Below are 23,484 nucleotides of genomic sequence, written 5' to 3'. Positions count from 1 at the left end.
TGCTCGCGATGGGGTCGCCTCGGTCTGGTGTCAGACCGAGTAAGTCTTGCCAGTGTGGTTATTGAGGGAAATAACCTTGGTCTTGCCGATCCGGTGACGGTAGATCTCGCGCAGGTACTTGATCGACTTCTTCACGCAATCACGCGACAGACGGATGTCGTTGATCGAGACAAACTTCTCTTTGTCATTGATCAGCTCGCGGTACTTCTTCTCGTACATCGGCTTGATCGCGTACCAGTTGGTATCGAGGATCTTCGCCGGGTTCTCGAATTCGTTGAGCAGTTCGTCGATACGGTCTTCGTCGAATTCTTCATTGATGATGAAGTCGAGGATCGAGTTGTCCAGAGTCTCGTCGAAACGGTACGGGTTCTTCGCGAAGCAACGCTTGATGAACGCCACGATCAGGGTCAGGAAATCGTCCGACAGGCACGGGCTCTTGGCGATCAGGGTGGTCAGCGACAGGTTGGCCGAGGCGCCGATCACCAGCGCGTAGCGCTTGAGCGTGGTGTTGGGGAACAGGCTGTTGAGGTGGGTCTTCAACCGGTTCAGGTCCATGTACGACAGCTTGTAGTCTTTCGGCAGCGAAACGATCGAGACCACCGACGAGCAGTTCTTGAAGAAGTGCAGGTCGTGCAGCGCAGCCGCGTCGTAGCCGGAGTTCTTGTACTGCTCGAGCGAGGCGCGATAACGCTTGGATTCGATCGGCAGCAGGCTGATGCCTTCGATGGCCTGGGTGACCTTGTTGAAGTGCGGCAGATCGATGGAGCGGAAGAACAGGTCGTCGATGTTCAGGCGCTGTGGCTCTTTGTCGAACACCTTGAATTTGTCACTGCTCGGCGGTGGCGTTTCCGGCACCACCGATTCAGCGTAGGCAATGGCGACCGGGCCGGCCAGGCTCATGAACAGGTCGTTGGCATCCAGGCGAATGGTCTCGCCGATGTCGATGCCGGCGCGACGGAAATAGTTCTGGTCGTAGTCGGTCGTAACCGCCTGGGCCGTCAGAATGTTGAAGATCTGCTGCGAGATGTACTGGTTGGCGTGCTTTTCCATCGCATTGACATCAATGTTCTGGATGTTGCCGTCATCGCTTTCTTCGGCGTAACGCATGATGTCGTTGGAGATCAGCATCATCGCGTTCCATGGGCGGATACGGCCCATGACGCTGGCTTCGCTGCTGTCTTCGTTGGCGAAGTTGTACGAGAAATCCCATTCTTCCGACAGGTATTTGCAAAGCAGGCGACCGGCGTTGATGTGCAGCGCCTCGGACATTTCGCTGCGGTGGTCGGAAATGTTCGGCAGCACGCAGATGCCGCTGGTGAAGATCGGCTCGAACACGAACGAATGACCGCTCTTGCCGTCATGTTCGTCCATCGGCTTGGTATCGAACGTCTTGTTCATGTACGAGTGCTGCTGGGCCAGGCCGAATTCCGAGGCCATGCCCGAACCGGTACCGCCGCCGGCACTGAAGATCGAGAAATACAGGCGCGACTGGTTGGCCTTGATGCCGCAACTGTCGATCAGGTACGAGTGAATCATTTTCCAGTCAGGGCTGGAGAAACGCTGGGTGTCCTTGTTCAGGATGATCTTCGCCAGGTACTGGCCGAGGATCGGCGCGTTACCGGCGCCACCGGCGTGGACTTCGGACAAGTCCATGATCTTCATTTTGCTGTAGTCGCGCAGGAAGCCGCTCTTCTCGCCCTTGCGCGAGAAGCGAATGCGTCCGGCAATGTCTTTGTCCAGATCGCCGAGCATCACCAGCGGCTCGACCAGGAACACCGGTTTGGTCGACTTGTTCGGGCCGATCCGCAGGTTCTGCTTGATCCACTGGGCCGGGCTGTAGCCTTTGTCGGAGGCCAGGCGACGGTCAGCTGCGCGGTCTTCGTTGTTGAATTCGTTGAGGTAGAACTTGCGTGCGTTGTACACCAGCTCCGCCACGTCGAGGGCGATGTTGGAGCCACAGCGACCGAGGCCGATCAGACACACCGACGGGAATTCCTGATCGTTGTGCTGTTCGTTATCGCCTTCCAGGTGCGGCGGGCGTGGGAACACAAGGTCACGCAGTCCGTCGAGATTATCGAGGATGCGGTCGGTGTTGGTTTCGGTGAAGTACAGGTATTGCTGGGTGCCCAACGGGCGCGAAGGAGGCAATGGCTTCATCGGGGCAGGGCTGTTCGCTGCCGGGCTCAGGGTCAGATCGGATACCGCAGTGGCCGGATTGTTTTTAGAAGTCATTGTGCGCCATATGCCTGGACTGGTTGGTTCGGCGACCTGTGTCGTCGAGCCTCACGGAATGGGAATCTCGCGTCTTTTTACTGCGCGTATTTGGCCCGTGCGTCAGGGTTCTGGCCTGAGTGCCGCGCGGGGGAATCCTTTCCTGATCGTTGATGAATCGGCCATTATTCGGCGATCTTTAATCAAAAGGAGGCTAAATGATGTCAACGCTACCTTCGTTGGGGTTTGCCGGAATCGGTCTGATGGGCCTGCCGATGTGCCGGCGTCTGCTGGCAGCGGGTTATCCGCTGACCGTGTGGAACCGCAACCCGGACAAATGCGCGCCGCTGGTCGAGGCCGGCGCCCGGCAGGTGGCGACGCCCTCCGAGCTGTGCCGGCACGCCGATGTGGTGATGCTGTGCCTGGCCGATACGGCGGTGGTGCACGAGGTAGTGTTTGGCTCGGCCGGGATCGCCGAGGGAGCCCAAAAAGGTCAGTTGCTGGTGGATTTCTCCAGCCTCGAACCGACTGCAACCCGTGAGATGGCGGCTGAGCTGGCCGGCAAGACTGGCATGACCTGGCTCGATTCACCGGTTTCCGGCGGCGTGGTCGGGGCCGAGGCCGGCAGTCTGGCGATCATGGTCGGTGGTGACGCCGCGGATCTGCAGCGTGTGCGCCCGGTGTTGCTCGCCCTCGGTCAGCGCGTCACGCACATGGGCGGCGTCGGCGCCGGTCAGGTGACCAAAGCCTGCAACCAGATGATCGTCGCGTGCAATGCGCTGGTGATTGCCGAAGTGGTCGCGCTGGCCGAGCAGTCCGGGGTCGACGCCAGCCTGATTGCCGAGGCACTGGCCGGTGGTTTTGCCGATTCGAAGCCGCTGCAGATCCTCGCCCCACAAATGGCTGAAAGCCGTTTCGAACCGGTGAAGTGGCACGTGCGCACGCTGCTCAAGGATCTCGACACGGCGGTGAAGTTTTCTCGCGAAGTGGGCTCGGCCACGCCGATCAGCGGATTGGCCGCACAACTGATGCGCCTGCATGGGGCACAGGGCTTTTTGGCGAAAGATCCTTCGACACTGGTGAAAATGTACCGCGAGCCAGACTCAGCGGATTGACCGGGTGGGCGTGTTTGCGCTGATTGATCTCTTCGAGAACCGGGCGCAGTTCCTCCAGCGGTACCGGACGGCTGAGCAGGTAGCCCTGAATGAAGTCGCAGCCCGAACGCTCGAGAAATTCGTACTGCTCCAGGCTTTCCACGCCTTCGGTGACCACCTGCAAATGCAGGGTGTGGGCCATGACGATGATCGCCTGGACAATCTCCATGTCGGCGGTGGCCTTGGGAATGTCGAGGATGAAGGAGCGATCGACCTTCAGGGTGTTGAGCGGCAAACGCTTGAGGTAGGCCAGCGACGAATAGCCGGTGCCGAAATCATCGATCGACAGCGACACGCCCAAGGCGCGGATCTGCCGTAACAGCACCAGCGTGTTGGCGATGTTGCCCATCAGGGCGTTCTCGGTCACTTCCAGTTCCAGTCGTTCGGGAGCGACTCCGGCGCTGCGCAAGGCGTATTCGATTTCATTGGCCAGTTCTTCCCGGGACAGATTCAGCGGTGAGCAGTTCCAGGCGATCTTCAGGTCATCGCAGCCATGACGTGACAGTTCGCCAAGGTCTTCACAGGCCTTGCGCAACACCCAGTTGTCCAGTTCGGCAATCAGGCCGTTGTTTTCGGCGATCGCGATAAAACGATCCGGGGTCAACAGGCCGTGTACCGGGTGCTGCCAGCGAATCAGCGCCTCAAGCTTGGTGACCTTGCCGGTCTTAAGTTCGAAGATCGGTTGGTAATACAGCATCAGCCCGTTCTCCTCACGCAGGGCATGACGCAGTTCTTCCTCCAGTTGCAGTTCCAGGCTGGCACGGTTTTTCAGGTTGGAATCGAAAAAATGCACGCCGTTGCGCCCGGCGCCCTTGGATTGATACAGCGCCAGGTCCGCGTGTTTGAGCAGTTCATCGCAGGTGGTGCCGTCTTCGGGGAACAGGCTGATACCGATGCTGGTGGTCATCACCATGCGCCGCCCGGCCAATTCGATCGGTTCCTTCATCTTGAGCATGATGCGCTGGGCCAGGTTGCGTGCTTCTTCGCGGTCGCGCAGGCCGATCAGGATGCAGAATTCGTCCCCGCCGAAACGGGCGACCACGTCTTCATGGCCGCGTACCGAGCCTTTGATGTGCTGGGCGATGACTTTGAGCAGTTCATCGCCGGCATCGTGGCCGAGGCTGTCGTTGATGCGTTTGAAGTGGTCGATGTCGAGAAACATCACCGCGAGCATGCCGCCCTCGGTGGATTTCTGGCTGAGCTTTTCAGCGAAGAGCTGGTTGAAACCGCGACGGTTGATCAGGTTGGTCAAGGCGTCGTAATTGGCCGCCTGTTGCAGCGACATCCGCGCCTGGTCGAGCTGGCTGAGCAGCATGTTGACCCGACGCAAGTCCTGTTCCTTGTTCTGCAGTTTCTTGTCGGCCAGTGCGGCGCTGATGGCGCTGCCGAGGATCAGCAGGGTGATGAAGGCGACGGTGAGCCCCAGTTGCAAGTGGCTGGAATCGACCTTCAGTGTGGGAATGCTTCCCTCCGGGACGACCAGTTGCAACGCCGCCATGCCGGTGAAATGCATGCTGATGATGCCGGCCCCGAGAATCAGTGTGGCCACGTATTTGAGCATCTGATTGTGCAGGCCGCTGCCTTCACGCAAATTCCCGGCCACCCACAGCGCAGCGAAACTGGCACCGATGGCAATCAGGATCGACAGTCCGAACAGCGTCGGTTCGTAGTAGGCGGTGGCGGCGGATTGCATGGCGGCCATGCCGACGTAATGCATGCCGGCAATGCCCAGGCCGATGACGATGGCGGTCTTGAGGTATTGCAGCAGACTGGGTTGGGGCTCGCTCAGAGTGTGCATCGCCAGCCAGGAGGCCAGCACGGCGATTACCAGGGAAAACAGGGTGATGGACTGGTCATACTGGATGTCGATCGGTGTCTGGAACGCCAGCATGCTGATGAAATGCATGGCCCAGATGCCACCGGCCAGGCAGGTGGCCCCGATCCAGCGCCAGATCCTGCGCGATCCGGAGTCTTCGGCATGGCCGACGCGTTCCGCCATGTCGAGGGTAGCGAAACTCGCGGCGCACGCCACCAGATAGGCGATCAGCACCAGCAAGGGATTGTGTGTGCAATTGAGAATGACCTGCCCGCTCTCCGGCAGCTCGGCAACAAACTGCAAACCAAGCCACTCCATAGCATGCCCCGTCTCTGAGTGCTTCCTTACTGCGTCATCAACGCAGGCGAATGAATGCAGTATAGAGGCCGATTTCGGGGCGCAAGTGGTGGTGGCACATTGGTTCTAATGATTTTGGCATGAGCGTCATAGCGATTGGCGCTAAGCGTCAAAAACACCGGAACTCAGGCGACTTCGTTCCAGTGCGGTTGCAGTGGCGGCAGGCCGAAACGGGCTCGCGCCTTGTCGCAGTCGGTGTTTTGCTCACCGTTTTCCCACGACGCCTCGAACTCGCGGCAGGGGCTGGAACGCTTTTCGTAGATCGTGCAGGCCACCGATTTTCCGACTTCGCCTTCCAGCGCGGTGCAGCGTGGCGCCTTGCGGTCGGTACCGATCATCGCCACCCGGCTGGGCGTGATCTGGGTGACCAGTTCATCGGGCACGGTCCCGCCGGAGGAGGCGCATTCACCCCAGAAAAAAGAAACACGAAAATGGGAACAGCAGGCACCGCAATTCAGACACGGACTGACTTCGGACATGGGCGGGGGCATCAAAGGGATTGATCGGCTGGATCCGGACGGATCCGGCGGCCATTCTAGGCTTTGCCACGGCGTTGGGAAGGGGGGCGCGAAAGTATTTTTTCATTGCCGGATTTTTCCGCTAAACCCCCGGTTTTCGGGGGAATCGAAGCATTTCAAGGGCTTACGTTTCGTTACAGTGCCATGGCCCGGTATCAGGCTGACGAATGATCACAGACAGTCCCGACGAGCGTGACTAGATTGCAGGTTCCGGGCTCGGATGCGTCGGCAGTGAAGCCCTATAACAATAAAAGAGACGGACCCATGCAGAACTCGACCCAAGCGGCGAATGCCTGGCGCATTCTGTTCCTGCTGTTCCTCGCCAACCTGTTCAATTTCTTCGATCGCACCATCCCCGCGATCATCATCGAGCCGATCCGCATGGAATGGCACCTCAGCGACTTTCAGCTGGGGATCGTCGGCACCGCGTTCACAATCGTCTATGCCATTGCCGGCCTGCCGCTGGGGCGCATGGCCGACACCGGCTCGCGCAGCAAACTGATGGGCTGGGGGCTGGCGACCTGGAGCGCGTTGACGGCGGTCAACGGTCTGGTCGGCAGTTTCTGGAGTTTTCTGCTGGTGCGCATGGGCATCGGCATCGGTGAGGCCAGTTACGCGCCGGCCGCCAACTCGCTGATCGGCGACCTGTTCCCGGCCCACCGCCGGGCACGGGCCATGGGCATCTTTATGCTGGGCTTGCCGCTGGGGCTGCTGCTGGCGTTTTTCACCATCGGCGCGATGGTCAAGGCGTTCGACAGTTGGCGCGCGCCGTTCTTTATCGCTGCCGTGCCGGGATTGCTGCTGGCAGTGTTCATGTTCTTCATCAAGGAACCCAAGCGCGGCGCGGCGGAAACGGTGCAAGTGTCGCAGGAGAAAGTCGACAAGCCGATCCGCCGCATTCTCGCGGTGCCGACTTTTCTGTGGCTGGTGATGGCCGGGTTGTGCTTCAACTTCGCCACCTATGCCTGTAACTCGTTTCTGGTGCCGATGCTCCAGCGCTATTTTCTGCTGCCATTGCAGGAAGCAGCTGTGGCCACGGGGCTGATCGTCGGCGTGACCGGACTGATCGGCCTGACCCTGGGCGGCTGGATCGCCGACAAGATCCATCAGCGTGTGGCGAACGGGCGGCTGTTGTTTGCAGCGTTCAGCCTGATCATTTCGACCGTGTGCACCGCCTGGGCACTGCACGCCGGGCGGATCGAGATCGGTGTGTTTGTCGCGTTGTTCAGTGTCGGCTGGCTGTTTGCCTATAACTTCTACACCTGTGTGTACACGGCGATTCAGGACGTGGTCGAGCCGCGCCTGCGGGCCACGGCGATGGCGCTGTTCTTTGCCGGGTTGTATTTGCTGGGCGGGGGCCTGGGGCCGGTGGTGGTTGGTGGTTTGTCCGATCACTTCGCGAAATCGGCCATGGTTTCGGCGGGCGCTGAACAGATGACCGAAGCGTTCAAGGCTGTCGGTCTGCATGATGCGATGTACCTGATCCCGGTGGCGCTGTTCCTGACCATGGTGTTTCTGTTTCTGGCGGCGCGGTGTTTTGTGCGAGACGCGAAGCGGATGAAGGCGGGATTGGTGGCGGTGGTCGAGCCAGAAGGCTCAGCGGTGACGGCATGACCGCCTTCGCGAGCAAGCCCGCTCCCATATTCGACCGCATTTCCTCCTGAAGGAAACCGGCCAACTGTGGGAGCGGGCTTGCTCGCGAAGAGGCAATCAGCAGCGCAGCATAAATAGCAGACAAACAAAAAGGCCCGCATCGCTGCGGGCCTTTTCATGTGTGGCGGTGGAGCAGGGCGGGTTAACCCGCCACCAGCACCCGGATCGCTTCCAGTCGCAGCGCAGCCTTGTCGAGCATGGCCAGGCCTTGCTCGCGCTGTTTGCGCAGGGCAACCAGTTCGCTGTCGCGTACGGTCGGGTTGACCGCCTGCAACGCGGTCAGGCGTGCCAGTTCTTCGTCGGTGTCGGCTGCCAGACGGCGGCGGGCCTCGGCCACGCGCTCGGCATGACGTGGAGTGACCTTGTCTTCACCGGCGTTGATCCGTGGCGTCAGCTGATCGCGCTGGGCCTGGATGAACTTGTTGGCGCTGGCGCGTGGCACGCTTTCCAGCTGATCGTTCAGGGTTTCGAACGCCACACGGGCCGACAGGTCGTTGCCATTGGCATCGAGCAGGCAGCGCAGGGCGGCCGGCGGCAGGTAACGGCCCAGTTGCAACGAACGCGGCGCAACCACTTCGCTGACGTACAGCAGTTCCAGCAGCACGGTGCCTGGCTTGAGCGCCTTGTTCTTGATCAGCGCGACGGCGGTGTTGCCCATCGAACCGGACAGCACCAGATCCATGCCGCCCTGCACCATCGGGTGTTCCCAGGTGATGAACTGCATGTCTTCGCGCGACAGCGCCTGGTTGCGGTCGTAGGTGATGGTCACGCCTTCGTCGTCACCCAGCGGGAAACTGGCGTCGAGCATCTTCTCGCTCGGCTTGAGGATCAGGGCGTTTTCCGAATGGTCTTCGCTGTCGATGCCGAATGCGTCGAACAGGGTTTCCATGTAGATCGGCAGGGCGAACTGATCGTCTTGCTCGAGGATGTCCTCGACCAGCGCTTCACCTTCGCCGGCGCCGCCGGAGTTCAACTCCAGCAGACGGTCACGACCGGTGTGCAGCTCGGCTTCCAGACGTTCACGCTCGGTGCGTGCTTCGTCGATCAGCGTCTGCCACTCGCCATCGTCAGCCTCTTCAAGCAGCGGCAGCAGGCGCGGGCCAAACTGATGCTGCAAGGCGTTGCCGGTCGGGCAGGTGTTGAGGAACGCGTTCAACGCTTCGTGATACCACTGGAACAGGCGCTCTTGCGGGCTGGTTTCCAGGTACGGCACGTGCAATTCGATGATGTGTTTCTGGCCGATCCGATCCAGACGACCGATCCGCTGTTCCAGCAGGTCCGGGTGCGACGGCAGATCGAACAGCACCAGGTGGTGAGCGAACTGGAAGTTGCGACCTTCACTGCCGATTTCCGAGCAGATCAGCACCTGCGCGCCGAACTCTTCGTCGGCGAAGTAGGCGGCGGCGCGGTCACGCTCGAGGATGTTCATGCCTTCGTGGAACACCGTGGCCGGGATGCCGGAGCGCACGCGCAGGGCGTCTTCCAGGTCCATCGCGGTTTCGGCGTGGGCGCAGATCACCAGCACTTTGGTGCGCTTGAGCATTTTCAGCTGATCGATCAGCCACTCGACGCGCGGGTCGAATTTCCACCAGCGTTCTTCTTCGCTGGCGTCCGGCTGGGCCTGGAAGCTGACTTCCGGGTACAGCTCGGCGTGATCGCCCAGTGGCAGTTCGAGGTATTCGTCCGGGCACGGCAGCGGGTACGGGTGCAGTTTGCGCTCCGGGAAACCCTGTACAGCGGCGCGGGTGTTACGGAACAGCACACGGCCGGTGCCGTGACGGTCGAGCAGTTCACGCACGAGGCGGGCGCTGGCTTCGGTGTCGCCATCGTTGACGGCGGTCAGCAGAGCTTCGCCTTCGTTGCCGAGGAATCCGTGGATGGTCTGGTGCGCGGCAGGCGACAGGCGACCCTTGTCCAGCAGCTCCTGAACGGCTTCGGCCACCGGGCGATAGTTCTCGCTTTCGGCGCGGAAGGCGGCCAGGTCATGGAAACGGTTTGGGTCGAGCAGGCGCAGACGGGCGAAGTGGCTGTCCTGACCGAGTTGTTCCGGGGTGGCGGTGAGCAGCAGCACGCCCGGGATCGTTTCGGCGAGTTGTTCGACCAGCGAATATTCCGGGCTGACGTTGTCTTCGTGCCAGACCAGGTGGTGTGCCTCGTCGACCACCATCAGGTCCCAGCCGGCAGCGAACAGTGCGTCCTGAGCCTTTTCATCGTCGACCAGCCACTCCAGCGCCACCAGGGCCAGTTGGGTGTCTTCGAACGGGTTGCTGGCATCGCTTTCGATGAAGCGTTCTTCGTCGAACAGCGCGACCTCAAGGTTGAAGCGGCGACGCATTTCCACCAGCCACTGGTGCTGGAGGTTTTCCGGAACCAGGATCAGCACGCGGCTGGCGCGGCCCGACAGCAGTTGGCGATGGATCACCAGGCCGGCTTCGATGGTCTTGCCCAGACCCACTTCGTCCGCCAGCAATACCCGTGGCGCGATGCGGTCGGCGACTTCACGGGCAATGTGCAATTGGTGAGCGATTGGCTGTGCACGCACGCCACCCAGGCCCCACAGCGCGGACTGCAACTGGCGGCTGGTGTGTTCCAGGGTGTGATAGCGCAGGGAGAACCACGACAGCGGGTCGATCTGCCCGGCGAACAGACGGTCGCTGGCCAGACGGAACTGAATGAAGTTCGACAGCTGGGTTTCCGGCAGGGTGACGGCTTCGTTCTCGGCGTTCAGACCGTGATAGACGAGCAGGCCATCGGCATCCTCGACTTCGCGCACGGTCATCTTCCAGCCTTCGAAGTGGGTAATGGAGTCGCCCGGCGAGAATCGCACGCGGGTCAGGGGCGCATTCCTTAGCGCGTACTGGCGGGTTTCGCCAGTGGCCGGGTAAAGCACGGTCAACAAGCGGCCGTCCTGTGCCAGAACGGTGCCTAAACCAAGCTCTGCTTCGCTGTCACTGATCCAGCGTTGCCCCGGTTGATACTGCTGCGCCATGCTGCCTGACTCCCACCTTGAAAAAGCGGGCTATCTTAACGGAATGAGGCCCTGAGGCCAAAGGATTAGGCGTCGCGTGCGGCTATTAAATGCCGACGGCCAACTGAAGGAAGATTAGGTCATGCGTCGGTTTTACGAGCGCTTGCGGCACAACCGAGTGCCAATCCGGTCACAAGTTTGCGACCGATGGCTCAAGGCACCGATGCCGCAGCCGATAGCCTGCTGACAGGAGACCCTTCATATGCTGCCACCGATGCTCCCCTTGAGCGCCGTGCCGATCACTTCCCAGCAGGACCCGATCCGCCAGCGGCCGGACATTCCTCCGGTGGTGCCGGTGCAGGAAAGCTCCAACGAAAGCACCATCGACCTGCAAAAGCGCGATCCGGAAGAAGACGGTTATCTGCTGCGCGAAGAACAACGCCGCCAGCAGGAGCGCGACCGTCGCCGGCGCGAAGCCGACGAAGATCCAGAAGAACACCTCGCCGTACCGGGCACCGAACTCAATGCCGACAACACCGTGCCGGTGGTGCCGCTGATGGAAGACCAGCCGCGTCAGGGCTTGTGGGTCGACATCGAGATCTGAGGCCGCACGGCCAGTTCAGCCAGATTCGTCAGCAATATTTCGATTTCTTCTTCGGTATTCAGATAGCTCACTGACACCCGCGCAATATTCGCCAATCCGCGCGCCTGCATGTCCAGTGGCGTGTAGGCCACGCCGTTGGCGCCGATATTGATTCGCCGCTCCGCCAGCGCGTGCTTCAGCGCTACGCAATCCCAGCCTTCGAGCGTGAAGGCGATCAGTCCGGATTGTTCGTTCGCCGTCCCTGAATCGCGCAACGTCAGTCCGGGAACTGACTGCATGCGCAGGCGCAGCTTTTGGCTCAACTCAGCGATCCGCTTACGGATTGCCGTTGCTCCGATGCGCTGATGTTCCTCCAGCGCATTGGCCAGCCCGGCGAGCAGCGCCAATGACACTTCACTGGTCTCGAAACGCCGGGCATCGTCACGCAAGGTAAAGCGCTGGCCATCCCACGGCGCCGACAATACGTCGCGCTGCACCGGCAACAGTCGTTGCAGGAATTCTGGCCGGATATACATCAGCGCCGTACCGCGCGGTCCGCGCAGGTACTTGCGCCCCGCGCCCTTGAGCACGTCGCACTGCAAGGCTTGAACGTCACAAGGCAATTGCCCCAGTGCCTGTCCGGCGTCGATGAAATACGGAATGCCGTGACGCCGGGCTACCGCTCCGATCTGCGTCGCCGGGTTGATCAGGCCACCATTGGCCGGCAGCCAGGTCAGGGCGATCAGGCGCACATGGCGGTCAATCATCTGCGCCAGCGCTTGTGGATCGACGGCGCCAGTGGCGTCGCACGGGATCACTTCCAGCCGTGCGCCGGCCTTCACCGCTTCGGCAATGCAGGCCAGGTTGCCGGCCCACTCATGGCGCCCGACCAGAATCCGCTCGCCCGGGTGCCACGGCCCCAGCGCGTTGAACGCCTGGCTCCAGGCCGCCGAGCCGCTGCTGGCGAAAGCGATATCTTCAGGTTGGGCATTGAGCAGGGCGGCTGCGGCAGTGCGCGCGCGTTCCTGCACCTGAGTGTCCGCCGTCTCCATCGGCCCGCCGAGGGCTTCGCGTTGCAGCTGCCCGATCACCGCGTCGAGGGTGGCCTGGCTCGGCAGCGAGGCCCCGGCGTGATTGAAGTGGATCACCTGCGCGCAGCCGGGCGTGGCTTGGCGCAGGCGCAGGACTTCGTCGACGTTCACGGCTTGAGCTCGAAAATGGCGTCGACTTCCACTGCCACGCCGGCCGGCAGGCTCGACACACCGACGGCAGTGCGCACATGACGGCCCTTGTCGCCGAGGACGTTGACCAGCAGGTTCGAGGCGCCGTTGGCGATCACGCCCTGGCGCGGGAAGTCCGGGGCGCTGGCGATAAACGCACCGAGCCGGATGATTCGCACCAGTTTTGACAGATCATCGCCCAAGGCATCGCTCAACTGGGCCAGCAGGCCTAATGCGGCGAGTTCGGCGGCGTTGACCCCGTCTTCGTCGGAGATTGCTTCGCCGAGGCGCCCGAGGAATGCAGGTTTGCCATCGAGCATGGGAATCTGTCCGGCGATGTACAGCTGGTTCTGACTGATCACGTGGCTGACGTAGTTGGCCCCCGGCTGACTGGGCGCAGGCAGTTGCAGGCCGAGTTGCTGGACGCGTTGTTTGATCGAGTCGCTCATGTGAAGTCCTCCTGAATGAGGACTCCAGCATGTTGGCGCAGGAGGGGGGCGACAAACGGATAGATTTGATTCGACGTATCCAAAAAACTCATGCGTCGACGATTTGCTCCAGCCATTGGCTGAACGCCTGTGCCGCCGGGTTCGGCGGACGCTCAGGAGTGACCAGCCAATAGCCAATTTCACCTGACATCGGTGGGGTGTCAAAGGCCGGCACCAGTGCGCCTTCCTTGAGCCGACGATCAATCAGGCACTGTCGGCCCATGGCGATGCCCTGGCCGGCCACCGCCGCTTCGACCACGATGTTGTAGTCGTGGAGCATCACGCCGGGCATCTGCGCCAGGTCGATGCCGCTGTGTTGCTGCCAGTCGATCCATTCGAACGGCTGGTGCGATTTGGCCATCAACAACGGGCCGTTTTGCACGCCGCGGGCCTTGAAGGCCGGGCTGCATACCGGCGTCAGGGTTTCCGTCATGAACCGGCGAGCCTGGACTTTCGGCCAGCCGCCCTTGCCGTAGCGGATTGCCAGGTCCACCTCGCCACCGTCGACATCGGCCAGTTGTACGGCGGGCAGCAGCTCGACGTGGATGTTCGGGTGTTTGGTGTTGAAGTCCGCCAGGTGTGGTGCCAGCCACAAGGTCGCGAAGGAAGCCAGCAGTCCGATGCGCAGAGAGGTGGGGCGCTCGCCGCGCAAGTCGTGGGTGGCGGCGGCAATCGCGACGAGGGCGGGTTCGATCTGTCGGTAGTATTGTTCGCCGGCCGGCGTCAGGTCGATCGCCCGGGTTCGGCGCACGAACAGAGGCTGAGCGAGGAACTCCTCGAGTTTGTGCACCTGATGACTGATCGCACTTTGCGTCACCGACAGTTCGTCGGCAGCCTTGATGAAGCTCAAGTGACGGGCCACGGCCTCGAAGGCGCGCAGGGCCATCAGCGGCGGCAGATCCTGATGCAAGGGCACGGCAGATATCCTCGGAACAGTGCAAAACGCAGAGTGTGCGGGCAAAAGCGCTGACTGGTACACGATTTGTTGTATAGCGCCTGCGTCGACGGCTGGTCAGCGCTGGCGCCAGGCCGCATTATTGGCGCAGTCCTGTCGGCGATCCGGCAGTTGTGATTCAGTCCAAGTGATGCACCGAACGCCATGAGCCAAGACGACAAACTGATCGACCTCAGCACCGAACGCGCCAAGCGGGTTCATGACCTCAACGAGAAGCGCCTGAATGAAGTGCGCCAGGCTTTCGAGCAGGCCATGCCTTTGGGCAAATCGAAGAAAAAGTCGAAAAACAAACCGAAAAAGCGTTGATCTCCCCTGCATCCGTTGATGCAGGTCAGTTATTTCCCCTCCTTTCTCCCGCGTGTTGACCGGCATTGATCCCGGTCAATTCCTGCGCCTGCCTGATTGGTTAACTTAGTTCCATCGCAGCAAAGCAGGGGCCAGGAGGCCAGTCATGTTTTTCGATAACGTGGTGTTTGCCGGGGTCCTGACTGTGGGGCTGATGGTTCTGTTTTTTGCAGGGTTTGGATTTTTTATCTGGAAGGATGCGAATAAGCGCAAGAAGCCTTAGTCCTTCTGGGTTTGATGAGCACGCAAGGCATTTTGGGCAACTTCGGTTGCCCTTTTTTTTGTCTTCTTGGCGGCCTTTGGGCCGACCATGCTCTTGGGGTTTTGGGGGTATATCCGTTTCTTCGGGTGCTGCCGCTGGCGGTTCCGCCCTTACGGCGGCTCACTTTTTCAAACGCCAAAAAGTAAGCAAAAGGCTGGGCCCCGGCGTTCGGCACCTCGCTTTGGCTCGGTGTTCTTTCGTTACGGGATTCATCCGGGGGCATCGCCTCCGGTTTGCTTCGCTGCACCTCCTCTCGATGTGTTTGGCTTCGCCAAACGGCGCTACGCGCCCACCCCCGGATAAATCCCTCCACTCAGCCTTCCGATGGGGCCGGCACGTCAAAAGCGGTACTCGAGCTAACGCTCATCGTGTTGAGTGGTGGAAAGCCAAAGCCAAAGCCAAAGCCAAAGCCAAAGCAGGTGCGGGATGTGGGCTTTTTAAGACCGGAGCTCACCTCGGTATGTCACGTCGGCGTACTTCACCCAAACACCTCGATCGGCTCCCTCTCCCTCCGGGAGAGGGCTGGGGTGAGGGCGCTCTTGATCTTCAGCACCTCTTCACCGCGACCAACAAAAAAGGCGTGATCCTCTCGAATCACGCCTTCTTCACTACATCAATCTATCAGCTACCCAGCGCCTTCGACGCCAGCCAGAACAACCCGGCCGAAAGTGCCACGGTGGCCGGCAGGGTCAGGACCCAGGCCAGCAGGATGGTTTTCACCGTGCCGCCTTGCAGGCCGCTTTTGTTGGCGACCATGGTGCCGGCCACGCCCGAGGACAGGACGTGGGTGGTGGACACCGGCAGGCTGAAGATGTTGGCCAGGCCGATCAGGCTGGCGGTGGTGATCTGGGCCGACATGCCTTGCGAATAGGTCATGCCTTGCTTGCCGATCTTCTCGCCAATGGTCAGTACCACGCGTTTCCAGCCAACCATGGTGCCCAGGCCCAGGGCCAGGGCGACCGCCAGAATTACCCAGAACGGGGCGTATTCGGTGGTGGTGGTCAGGTCTTTGCGCAGTTTGTCCAGGTCGGCTTTTTCACGAGCCGCGAGGCCAGGCAGTTTGCTGACTTTCTTCGCGGTGTCGTCCAGGCAGAGCAAGTAGCGACGCACTTCGATACGGCTTTCCGACGACAGCGAGTGGTAGTCCGCTACACCCTTGAGGGTGTCGAGCAAGGCAGCGATGGTCGGTTCGGTCTGTTGCGGGTTGCAACGGAATTTCTCCGGCAGGTCGCCTTCCACGCTTTTGCCCAGCGCCAGGAACTCGCCCAGGGTATCGGCGTTACGCTTGTAGAACTGGCTCAGGTGCAGGGTCGCATCGCGAGTACGTTCGATCTGGTAGGTGGTGCTGTTCAGGTCGAGTACGAACTGCGCAGGCACGATACCGATCAGTACCAGCATGATCAGGCCGATGCCTTTCTGACCGTCATTGGAGCCGTGCACGAAGCTCACGGCCATGGCCGAGATCACCAGGACCAGGCGGTTCCAGAACGGTGGGTGTTTCTTGTCGTCGATCTTGCGGCGCTGTTCAGGCGTCTTGTGCATTTTCGACAGTGGGCGCCACCATTTCAGGCCGATCAGGATCAGCGCGGCGATCAGGAAACCGGCCATCGGCGAGAACACCAGCGAAGCACCGATATCGATCGCTTTCTGCCAGTTGACGCCGTCGGCCAGTGGGATCTCGTTGATCAGTGCGTTGGCCAGGCCGACACCGAGGATCGAACCGATCAGGGTGTGGGAACTGGAGGCCGGGATACCGAAGTACCAGGTGCCCAGGTTCCAGGCGATGGCGGCGGCGAGCAGCGAGAACACCATAGCCAGACCATGGCCGGTGTTCACATTGATCAGCAGTTCTACCGGCAGCAAGTGGACGATGGCATAAGCCACGCCAACACCGCCCAGCAATACGCCGAGGAAGTTGAACACGCCCGAGAAGAACACCGCCAGGTGAGGCGGCATCGCTTTGGTGTAGATAACAGTGGCTACCGCGTTAGCGGTGTCATGAAATCCATTGATGAACTCGAAGGCGAGGACAAATGTCAGGGCGAGCAGGAGGCTCACAAGCACCCAGGCATCCAGTCCGCTGAATAAATCGATCATGAAGGTTTTCTGACCCGGTCATAAGGGGGCGCGATTATGCCAGAAAAGACTGGAAATCGATCCCCTACCTGCTCATCGGTAACCTTCTTCGCCAAATTAATTTGTATCAAGGTGCATTACCCAAGCTTTTTGCATGGTTTTGCAAGGCTTTGATTAGATTGAAAAAAATCTGATAAGACGGCTGATTGGCCGGTGTGCTGGAGGGCGCAGAGGCTTGTATGAAATATCTGAGAAACGTGTCTGACATGCTCCTAACCTGTGCAATACAGAGGAGTTGGCCGCTGCCCGCGGGTAGCGGGCGCGCAAGGCATCGTCAGTCCACCGTGCTTGTAACCCGGTGAGTACGCTTACCCTCGAAAGATTCAAAGGACGGCATCAAGGCTCTTCGGCTTTGAGTTCCTTTTCCATCTTCTGCAGTTCTTGCTGGAAGACCTGATCCTGAACGGTGGCACGTTTGCGCCAGGGTTTGCGTTCCGGTTCGGGCTGGGCGGCGTAGGTGGTGACTTCCCCGCCGTAAACTTCCTTGTAACGTTGTTCCTGGCGCTCAAGTTCCGCGCGCAGTTCGTCTTTCGTCACAGTGCTACCTGTATGAGTTGAGATAAATGTCTGGTGAAACGCACTGCAACGAATCGATTGAGCCGGTTTGCCAACAAGATGTTGCCTGAGCAGGCAGCGGTGTTATCGGCAGGGCGGTCAAGACTTCCATGTTACAGGCGGCTGCGGCACCAGATTAAAACTGACGCAGCATCAGTTTCCTGTTTCAGCGAGCGCGCTGGCGGTGCATGGGTGATGAACATCAGGCGCTGGCCGGGGCTGAAGACAATGGACATTGCCTCAGCGAATGGCGTCGACGGCAAATAAAAGTGCGGCGCCACTGAGGTGCATTATAGCGGGCGATTCGGGATTGACTATCTTTGCCAAGTTAAAAACGGTTCCGGATGTGTGATTGTTTTGTGACTCGCAACTTTTACCGGTAGTTGCTTCGTTGTTGCCGGGTGATGTGTTTCTGGCGTCATTTAGCCGAACAACTAAAGGGCCGGGGCATGAGTGATACCACGTTGGAAATTGTTCTGAGTCGCCCCCGTACAGGTCGAAGCAAGCGTTTGCGATTATCGGTCGACGGTTCGATAATCGCCCGGTGTTGGCGATCTGGCGCTTGTGCATCTGTCTGCGAGCCGCTTGTATAGCCTTTGATCCGAACAAGAAAAAAAGGACCTGACATGAACGATCAAATGCGCAATTCCTTCACCTCGGTAGCGCCGCCGATCGTCGCCTCGCCGGCCAAGCGCATCCAGGCCCTGACCGGCGATCCGGATTTCATGACTTCCCTGGCCCGTGGCCTGGCGGTGGTCCAGGCCTTTCAGGAGCGCAAGCGCCATTTGACGATTGCCCAGATCAGCCACCGTACGGAAATCCCCCGTGCCGCCGTGCGCCGGTGCCTGCATACGCTGATCAAGCTCGGCTACGCCACCACTGACGGACGCACGTATTCGTTGTTGCCCAAAGTGCTGACCCTCGGTCACGCCTATCTGTCCTCGACGCCGTTGGCGGTATCGGCCCAGCCTTACCTCGACCGCATGAGCGAGCAACTTCACGAGGCCTGCAACATGGCCACGCTGGAAGGCGACGACATTCTCTACATTGCCCGCTCCGCCACGACGCAACGCCTGATTTCGGTGGACCTGTCGGTGGGCGGGCGTCTGCCGGCGTATTGCACGTCCATGGGGCGGATTTTGTTGGCGGCGCTGGACGATACGTCGTTGCGCGAATACCTCGATCACGCTGAACTGGTGGCCAAGACCAGCCGCACGCTGCACACCCCGGAAACGTTGCTCGAGTGTTTGCAAGAGGTGCGGCAGCAGGGCTGGTGCATCGTCGATCAGGAACTGGAGCAAGGCCTGCGCTCGATTGCGGTACCGGTGTATGACGCCTCCGGCCAGGTGGTCGCAGCACTTAACGTCAGCACCCACGCCGGTCGCGTCAGCCGTACCGAACTGGAACAACGTTTTCTGCCCGGCCTGTTGAGCGCCAGCCGCGACCTCAGTGCGCAGTTGTTCGCCTGATGAAGCTGTTCGATAAACGCACAGAGTTGCGTTTATCGAATTGACGCTAAAACCCCCGGATCATTAATGTCGCGGCAGCGTCATCCGGCGCTGTTGTGAATGAGCCCGCCGGAATGTCGACTCCCATAATAATGACAAGAGGCAACTTCCCATGCGCACGTTCCCCGACTGTCGCCGCCCCTGTTCCTGTTGCCGGTTTTAGCGCAACGCCTGATTCCCTCCTTATATGCTTGTGTCCGTGCCAGTCTTTGGCCGGTCGCCGTTCGACTGCGTTTTTTTGCGTGGAATAAAAATAATGAACCAGCCTCAGTCCGCTGTGGGTCACTGCCTCGACGTGCAGTCCTTTATCAACGCCCAACCGATCTCGCGCTATCAGTGGCGGGTGGTGATCTTGTGTTTCCTGATTGTCTTTCTCGATGGCCTCGACACCGCTGCCATGGGATTTATCGCGCCGGCCCTGTCCCAGGACTGGGGCATCGACCGCGCCAGCCTCGGCCCGGTGATGAGCGCCGCGCTGATCGGCATGGTCTTCGGCGCACTGGGCTCCGGGCCGCTGGCTGACCGCTTCGGGCGAAAAGTCGTACTGGTCGGTGCGGTTTTTCTGTTCGGTGCTTTCAGTCTGGCCTCTGCCTACGCCACTAACGTCGACCAGTTGCTGGTACTGCGTTTCCTCACGGGGCTGGGGTTGGGCGCCGGTATGCCGAACGCCACCACGTTGCTGTCGGAGTACACCCCGGAGCGCAAGAAATCGCTGCTGGTGACCAGCATGTTCTGTGGTTTCAACCTCGGCATGGCTGGCGGCGGATTTATCTCGGCCAAGCTTATTCCGGCGTTCGGCTGGCACAGCCTGTTGCTGATCGGCGGGATTCTGCCGCTGATCCTCGCCGTGGTGTTGCTGCTCTGGCTGCCGGAGTCGGCGCGTTATCTGGTGGTGCGTAACCGTGGCGCCGACAAAGTGCGCAAGACCCTCGCGCCCATTGATCCTGCCACCGTCGCCCAGGCGGCGAGTTTCAGCGTGCCGGAACAGAAAACCGTCAAGGCACGCAACGTGTTCGCGGTGATTTTCTCCGGCACTTACAGCACCGGTACGTTGCTGCTGTGGCTGACCTACTTCATGGGCCTGGTGATCGTGTACCTGCTGACCAGTTGGCTGCCGACCCTGATGCGTGACAGCGGCGCGAGCATGGAACAAGCAGCGTTCATCGGCGCGTTGTTCCAGTTCGGCGGAGTGTTGAGCGCGGTCGGCGTAGGCTGGGCGATGGACCGGTTCAATCCGCACAAGGTCATCGGCATTTTCTACCTGCTGGCCGGGGTGTTTGCCTACGCGGTCGGGCAGAGCCTGGGCAACATCACGCTGCTGGCGACGCTGGTGCTGGTGGCGGGCATGTGCGTCAACGGCGCGCAATCGGCGATGCCGTCGCTGGCAGCGCGGTTTTACCCGACCCAGGGCCGGGCGACCGGTGTGTCGTGGATGCTCGGGATCGGCCGCTTCGGTGCGATTCTCGGTGCGTGGATGGGGGCGACCCTGCTGGGCCTGGGCTGGAATTTCGAACAGGTGCTGACGGCGTTGGTGATCCCGGCGGGACTGGCCACCACGGCGGTGGTAATCAAGGGCCTGGTCAGTCATGCGGATGCGACTTGAGTTGAGTCATTTTGATCCACGCTGAATGTTCCGGCGCCTTCGCGGGCAAGCCCGCTCCCACATTGGAATGCATTTCAAAATCTGGGAGCGGGCTTACTCCGGGCGGCGCTCCGACGAAGCTTTTGATGTTGATTGATAGGTTGATAACAATCTGTTCGATAAACGAACACTCAGTCGATTATCGGATTGTTTGGCGAAAATCAGCGGCTTAATCTTCAGTGACTCCGGCGCACAACCTCGCGCCTTTTTATCACTGGCGATCCACTACAAAAACGGGAGCCCGCTCCATGGCTGAGATCCTTTCGCTGCACGACGCGGTGAAGCAATTCGTCAACGACGGCGACACCGTCGCGCTCGAAGGCTTCACTCACCTGATCCCTACGGCGGCGGGTCATGAAATCATTCGTCAGGGCAAGAAAGATCTGACCCTGGTGCGGATGACGCCTGACCTGATCTACGACCAACTGATCGGCGCCGGCTGTGCACGCAAGCTGATCTTCTCCTGGGGCGGCAACCCTGGCGTGGGTTCGCTGCACCGTCTGCGCGACGCGGTCGAGAAGCAATGGCCGCACGCGCTGGAAATCGAAGAACACAGCCACGCCGACCTGGCCAATGCCTACGTCGCCGGCGCCTCCGGCCTGCCGTTCGCGGTGCTGCGGGCTTACGCAGGTTCCGACCTGCCGAAGGTCAACCCGCTGATCAAATCCGTCACTTGCCCGTTCACCGGTGAAGTGCTGGCGGCGGTGCCGTCGGTGCGTCCGGACGTGACCGTGATCCACGCCCAGAAAGCCGACCGTCAGGGCAACGTGTTGCTGTGGGGCATCCTCGGTGTGCAGAAAGAAGCCGCACTGGCCGCCAAGCGTTGCATCGTCACCGTCGAAGAAATCGTCGACAACCTCAATGCGCCGATGAACGCCTGCGTGCTGCCGACCTGGGCCTTGAGCGCGGTCTGCCATGTGCCCGGTGGCGCGCATCCGTCCTACGCCCACGGTTACACCGAGCGTGACAACCGTTTCTATCAGGCGTGGGACCCGATCGCCCGCGACCGTCAGACGTTTACCGCGTGGATCAACGAATACATCCATGGCTGCGCTGACTTCAGCGAGTTCCAGGCCAAGTTGGCCGCTGCTTCGGAGGCCAAGTAATGACTTACACCACCAATGAAATGATGACCGTCGCCGCGGCCCGTCGCCTGAAGAACGGCTCGGTGTGCTTCGTCGGCATCGGCTTGCCGTCGAAAGCCGCCAACCTGGCGCGTCTGACGTCGTCGCCGGATGTGGTGCTGATCTACGAATCCGGACCGATTGGTGCCAAGCCGAGCGTACTGCCGCTGTCGATTGGTGACGGTGAGCTGGCAGAAACCGCCGACACCGTCGTGCCGACCGGTGAGATTTTTCGCTACTGGTTGCAGGGCGGGCGCATCGACGTCGGTTTCCTCGGTGCGGCGCAGGTCGACCGTTTCGGCAATATCAACACCACCGTGGTCGGCGACTATCACCAGCCGAAAGTGCGCTTGCCGGGTGCCGGTGGCGCGCCGGAGATCGCGGGTTCCGCGAAAAGCGTGCTGATCATCCTCAAGCAGTCGGCGCGTTCGTTTGTCGACAAGCTCGATTTCATCACCTCGGTCGGCCATGGCGAGGGCGGCGACTCGCGCAAACGTCTGGGCCTGCCGGGCGCCGGCCCGGTCGGGATCATCACCGACCTGTGCATCATGGAACCGGAAGCCGGCACTCACGAATTCGTGGTCACCGCACTGCACCCGGGCGTGACCCGCGAGCAAGTGGTCGCCGCCACCGGTTGGGCGATTCGTTTTGCCGACAGCGTTGCAACCACCGCTGAACCGACCGAAGTCGAACTGACTGCGCTGCGCGATCTTGAAGCGCGTACTGCCGCCGCCCACGGCCAGGCACCGGGAGAAGCATGATGCGTGACGTTTATATCTGCGATGCGATTCGTACGCCGATTGGCCGTTTTGGTGGCGGGCTGTCCGCGGTTCGCGCCGACGACCTGGCCGCCGTGCCGATCAAGGCCCTGATGGATCGCAACCCGTCGGTGGACTGGAGTGCGATCGACGAAGTTTTCCTCGGCTGCGCCAACCAGGCCGGTGAAGACAACCGCAACGTGGCACGCATGGCGCTGCTGCTGGCCGGTCTGCCGGAAAGCGTTCCCGGCGTCACCCTCAATCGCCTCTGCGCGTCGGGCATGGACGCTATCGGCACCGCGTTCCGCGCCATCGCCAGCGGCGAAATGGAGCTGGCGATTGCCGGCGGTGTCGAGTCGATGTCCCGCGCGCCGTTCGTGATGGGTAAGGCTGATGCCGCGTTCTCGCGCAACATGAAACTGGAAGACACCACCATCGGCTGGCGTTTCATCAACCCGTTGATGAAGGCGCAGTACGGCGTCGACGCCATGCCGCAGACCGCCGACAACGTCGCCGACGACTATAAAGTGTCGCGCGAGGACCAGGATGCTTTCGCCCTGCGCAGTCAGCAACGGACGGCCGCCGCCCAGGCTGCCGGCTACTTCGCCGAGGAAATCGTCGAAGTGCGGATCGCCCACAAGAAGGGCGAAACCGTGGTCAGCCAGGACGAACACCCTCGCGCCGACACCACGCTTGAAGCCCTGACCAAACTGAAACCGGTCAACGGCCCGGACAAGACCGTCACCGCGGGCAACGCTTCGGGCGTCAACGACGGTGCCGCTGCGCTGATTCTGGCCTCGGCGGATGCTGTGAAAAAACACGGCCTGACCGCCCGCGCCAAAGTGCTGGGCATGGCCAGTGCCGGGGTAGCACCACGGGTGATGGGCATTGGCCCGGTGCCGGCGGTGCGCAAACTCACCGAGCGCCTCGGCGTGGCGGTCAGCGATTTCGATGTGATCGAACTCAACGAAGCGTTTGCCAGCCAGGGTCTGGCGGTGTTGCGTGAACTTGGGCTGGCGGACGACGCCGCCCAGGTCAACCCGAACGGCGGCGCGATTGCCCTCGGTCATCCACTGGGCATGAGCGGCGCACGTCTGGTGCTGACTGCCCTGCATCAGCTGGAAAAGACCGGTGGCAAGAAAGGTCTGGCGACCATGTGCGTCGGTGTCGGCCAGGGTCTGGCCCTGGCCATCGAACGCGTCTGACGCAAGCCGTGACGAAAAAGAACAGA

General features: G+C 60.9%; 19 protein-coding genes. 10 read left to right on the top strand and 9 right to left on the bottom strand.

Annotated features, from left to right (window positions below; translation table 11 throughout):
* Positions 1 to 30 precede the first annotated feature (30 nt).
* Entirely contained in the window at positions 31 to 2,232 is a 2,202-nt protein-coding gene (locus tag ACW9HX_RS06465; protein ID WP_457379929.1) for a hypothetical protein, read from the bottom strand.
* A 197-nt stretch (positions 2,233 to 2,429) separates the two neighbouring features.
* On the opposite strand from ACW9HX_RS06465, the gene ACW9HX_RS06460 reads away from it, so the two are divergent.
* Positions 2,430 to 3,326 carry an NAD(P)-dependent oxidoreductase gene (locus ACW9HX_RS06460; protein WP_457379928.1) on the top strand — a complete coding sequence of 299 codons (897 nt, stop codon included), beginning with the start codon at positions 2,430 to 2,432 and terminating at the stop codon, positions 3,324 to 3,326.
* Here the strand turns inward: ACW9HX_RS06460 and ACW9HX_RS06455 are convergent.
* Positions 3,217 to 5,499 (bottom strand): putative bifunctional diguanylate cyclase/phosphodiesterase, encoded by a 2,283-nt coding sequence (locus ACW9HX_RS06455; RefSeq protein WP_457379927.1) that lies wholly within the window; start codon positions 5,497 to 5,499, stop codon positions 3,217 to 3,219. The genes ACW9HX_RS06460 and ACW9HX_RS06455 overlap by 110 nt on opposite strands.
* A gap of 164 nt (positions 5,500 to 5,663) precedes the next feature.
* A complete protein-coding gene (locus ACW9HX_RS06450; protein WP_085605386.1) occupies positions 5,664 to 6,017 on the bottom strand; it encodes a YkgJ family cysteine cluster protein in 354 nt (117 codons plus the stop codon).
* Between the two features lie 303 nt (positions 6,018 to 6,320).
* On the opposite strand from ACW9HX_RS06450, the gene ACW9HX_RS06445 reads away from it, so the two are divergent.
* Positions 6,321 to 7,670, top strand: coding sequence for a spinster family MFS transporter (locus tag ACW9HX_RS06445; protein WP_457379926.1), 1,350 nt, complete (start codon positions 6,321 to 6,323; stop codon positions 7,668 to 7,670).
* A 181-nt stretch (positions 7,671 to 7,851) separates the two neighbouring features.
* Here the strand turns inward: ACW9HX_RS06445 and rapA are convergent, their stop codons facing one another.
* The gene (gene rapA, locus ACW9HX_RS06440; protein WP_457379925.1) at positions 7,852 to 10,698 is read right to left on the bottom strand and encodes an RNA polymerase-associated protein RapA; all 2,847 of its coding nucleotides are present in this window, start codon (positions 10,696 to 10,698) and stop codon (positions 7,852 to 7,854) included.
* A gap of 241 nt (positions 10,699 to 10,939) precedes the next feature.
* On the opposite strand from rapA, the gene ACW9HX_RS06435 reads away from it, so the two are divergent.
* The gene (locus ACW9HX_RS06435; protein WP_457379924.1) at positions 10,940 to 11,281 is read left to right on the top strand and encodes an aspartate-semialdehyde dehydrogenase; all 342 of its coding nucleotides are present in this window, start codon (positions 10,940 to 10,942) and stop codon (positions 11,279 to 11,281) included.
* Here the strand turns inward: ACW9HX_RS06435 and ACW9HX_RS06430 are convergent.
* From ACW9HX_RS06430 to ACW9HX_RS06420, 3 genes are all read right to left on the bottom strand, one after another.
* Complete coding sequence (locus ACW9HX_RS06430) at positions 11,251 to 12,462, bottom strand: aminotransferase class V-fold PLP-dependent enzyme (protein WP_457379923.1); 1,212 nt, start codon at positions 12,460 to 12,462, stop codon at positions 11,251 to 11,253. The two genes, ACW9HX_RS06435 and ACW9HX_RS06430, sit on opposite strands and share 31 nt — an antisense overlap.
* The gene (locus tag ACW9HX_RS06425; RefSeq protein ID WP_457379922.1) at positions 12,459 to 12,929 is read right to left on the bottom strand and encodes a RidA family protein; all 471 of its coding nucleotides are present in this window, start codon (positions 12,927 to 12,929) and stop codon (positions 12,459 to 12,461) included. Before ACW9HX_RS06425 ends, ACW9HX_RS06430 begins: the two co-directional genes overlap by 4 nt.
* 88 nt (positions 12,930 to 13,017) lie before the next feature.
* A complete protein-coding gene (locus ACW9HX_RS06420) occupies positions 13,018 to 13,884 on the bottom strand; it encodes a LysR substrate-binding domain-containing protein (RefSeq protein WP_457379921.1) in 867 nt (288 codons plus the stop codon).
* Positions 13,885 to 14,067: 183 nt separating this feature from the next.
* Between ACW9HX_RS06420 and ACW9HX_RS06415 the strand changes: the two genes are divergently transcribed.
* Together ACW9HX_RS06415 and ccoM are read left to right on the top strand one after the other, a co-directional pair.
* On the top strand, positions 14,068 to 14,229 hold the full coding sequence (locus tag ACW9HX_RS06415; RefSeq protein ID WP_457379920.1) for a hypothetical protein: 162 nt from the start codon (positions 14,068 to 14,070) through the stop codon (positions 14,227 to 14,229).
* A gap of 145 nt (positions 14,230 to 14,374) precedes the next feature.
* On the top strand, positions 14,375 to 14,491 hold the full coding sequence (gene ccoM / locus ACW9HX_RS06410) for a cytochrome c oxidase subunit CcoM (RefSeq protein ID WP_007959205.1): 117 nt from the start codon (positions 14,375 to 14,377) through the stop codon (positions 14,489 to 14,491).
* 660 nt (positions 14,492 to 15,151) lie between these two features.
* Here ccoM and ACW9HX_RS06405 read toward each other — a convergent pair.
* Entirely contained in the window at positions 15,152 to 16,627 is a 1,476-nt protein-coding gene (locus ACW9HX_RS06405; protein WP_457379919.1) for an inorganic phosphate transporter, read from the bottom strand.
* Between the two features lie 375 nt (positions 16,628 to 17,002).
* Complete coding sequence (locus ACW9HX_RS06400; protein ID WP_007986337.1) at positions 17,003 to 17,203, bottom strand: hypothetical protein; 201 nt, start codon at positions 17,201 to 17,203, stop codon at positions 17,003 to 17,005.
* Between the two features lie 644 nt (positions 17,204 to 17,847).
* Between ACW9HX_RS06400 and pcaR the strand changes: the two genes are divergently transcribed.
* The 5 genes from pcaR to pcaF all read left to right on the top strand — a co-directional run bounded on the left by pcaR (position 17,848) and on the right by pcaF (position 23,458).
* A complete protein-coding gene (gene pcaR / locus ACW9HX_RS06395; RefSeq protein WP_249485080.1) occupies positions 17,848 to 18,690 on the top strand; it encodes a pca regulon transcriptional regulator PcaR in 843 nt (280 codons plus the stop codon).
* Between the two features lie 295 nt (positions 18,691 to 18,985).
* Positions 18,986 to 20,332: an aromatic acid/H+ symport family MFS transporter gene (locus tag ACW9HX_RS06390; protein WP_457379918.1), complete on the top strand. Its 1,347-nt coding sequence runs from the start codon at positions 18,986 to 18,988 to the stop codon at positions 20,330 to 20,332.
* A gap of 287 nt (positions 20,333 to 20,619) precedes the next feature.
* Complete coding sequence (locus ACW9HX_RS06385; protein WP_457379917.1) at positions 20,620 to 21,477, top strand: CoA transferase subunit A; 858 nt, start codon at positions 20,620 to 20,622, stop codon at positions 21,475 to 21,477.
* Positions 21,477 to 22,256 carry a CoA-transferase subunit beta gene (locus ACW9HX_RS06380; protein ID WP_457379916.1) on the top strand — a complete coding sequence of 260 codons (780 nt, stop codon included), beginning with the start codon at positions 21,477 to 21,479 and terminating at the stop codon, positions 22,254 to 22,256. The genes ACW9HX_RS06385 and ACW9HX_RS06380 overlap by 1 nt, the downstream gene beginning before the upstream one ends.
* On the top strand, positions 22,253 to 23,458 hold the full coding sequence (gene pcaF, locus ACW9HX_RS06375; protein ID WP_457379915.1) for a 3-oxoadipyl-CoA thiolase: 1,206 nt from the start codon (positions 22,253 to 22,255) through the stop codon (positions 23,456 to 23,458). The genes ACW9HX_RS06380 and pcaF overlap by 4 nt, the downstream gene beginning before the upstream one ends.
* Positions 23,459 to 23,484 lie beyond the last annotated feature (26 nt).

Source organism: Pseudomonas sp. SDO52101_S400 (assembly GCF_054071635.1).
This window is presented reverse-complemented; position numbering and strand designations above follow the sequence as displayed.

Coding starts and splice junctions, on each gene's coding strand:
- ACW9HX_RS06465 (WP_457379929.1), bottom strand. CDS start 2,232: ATGACTTCTAAAAACAATCCGGCCACTGCGGTATCCGATCTGACCCTG.
- ACW9HX_RS06460 (WP_457379928.1), top strand. CDS start 2,430: ATGATGTCAACGCTACCTTCGTTGGGGTTTGCCGGAATCGGTCTGATG.
- ACW9HX_RS06455 (WP_457379927.1), bottom strand. CDS start 5,499: ATGGAGTGGCTTGGTTTGCAGTTTGTTGCCGAGCTGCCGGAGAGCGGG.
- ACW9HX_RS06450 (WP_085605386.1), bottom strand. CDS start 6,017: ATGTCCGAAGTCAGTCCGTGTCTGAATTGCGGTGCCTGCTGTTCCCAT.
- ACW9HX_RS06445 (WP_457379926.1), top strand. CDS start 6,321: ATGCAGAACTCGACCCAAGCGGCGAATGCCTGGCGCATTCTGTTCCTG.
- rapA (WP_457379925.1), bottom strand. CDS start 10,698: ATGGCGCAGCAGTATCAACCGGGGCAACGCTGGATCAGTGACAGCGAA.
- ACW9HX_RS06435 (WP_457379924.1), top strand. CDS start 10,940: ATGCTGCCACCGATGCTCCCCTTGAGCGCCGTGCCGATCACTTCCCAG.
- ACW9HX_RS06425 (WP_457379922.1), bottom strand. CDS start 12,929: ATGAGCGACTCGATCAAACAACGCGTCCAGCAACTCGGCCTGCAACTG.
- ACW9HX_RS06415 (WP_457379920.1), top strand. CDS start 14,068: ATGAGCCAAGACGACAAACTGATCGACCTCAGCACCGAACGCGCCAAG.
- ccoM (WP_007959205.1), top strand. CDS start 14,375: ATGTTTTTCGATAACGTGGTGTTTGCCGGGGTCCTGACTGTGGGGCTG.
- ACW9HX_RS06405 (WP_457379919.1), bottom strand. CDS start 16,627: ATGATCGATTTATTCAGCGGACTGGATGCCTGGGTGCTTGTGAGCCTC.
- pcaR (WP_249485080.1), top strand. CDS start 17,848: ATGAACGATCAAATGCGCAATTCCTTCACCTCGGTAGCGCCGCCGATC.
- ACW9HX_RS06390 (WP_457379918.1), top strand. CDS start 18,986: ATGAACCAGCCTCAGTCCGCTGTGGGTCACTGCCTCGACGTGCAGTCC.
- ACW9HX_RS06385 (WP_457379917.1), top strand. CDS start 20,620: ATGGCTGAGATCCTTTCGCTGCACGACGCGGTGAAGCAATTCGTCAAC.
- ACW9HX_RS06380 (WP_457379916.1), top strand. CDS start 21,477: ATGACTTACACCACCAATGAAATGATGACCGTCGCCGCGGCCCGTCGC.
- pcaF (WP_457379915.1), top strand. CDS start 22,253: ATGATGCGTGACGTTTATATCTGCGATGCGATTCGTACGCCGATTGGC.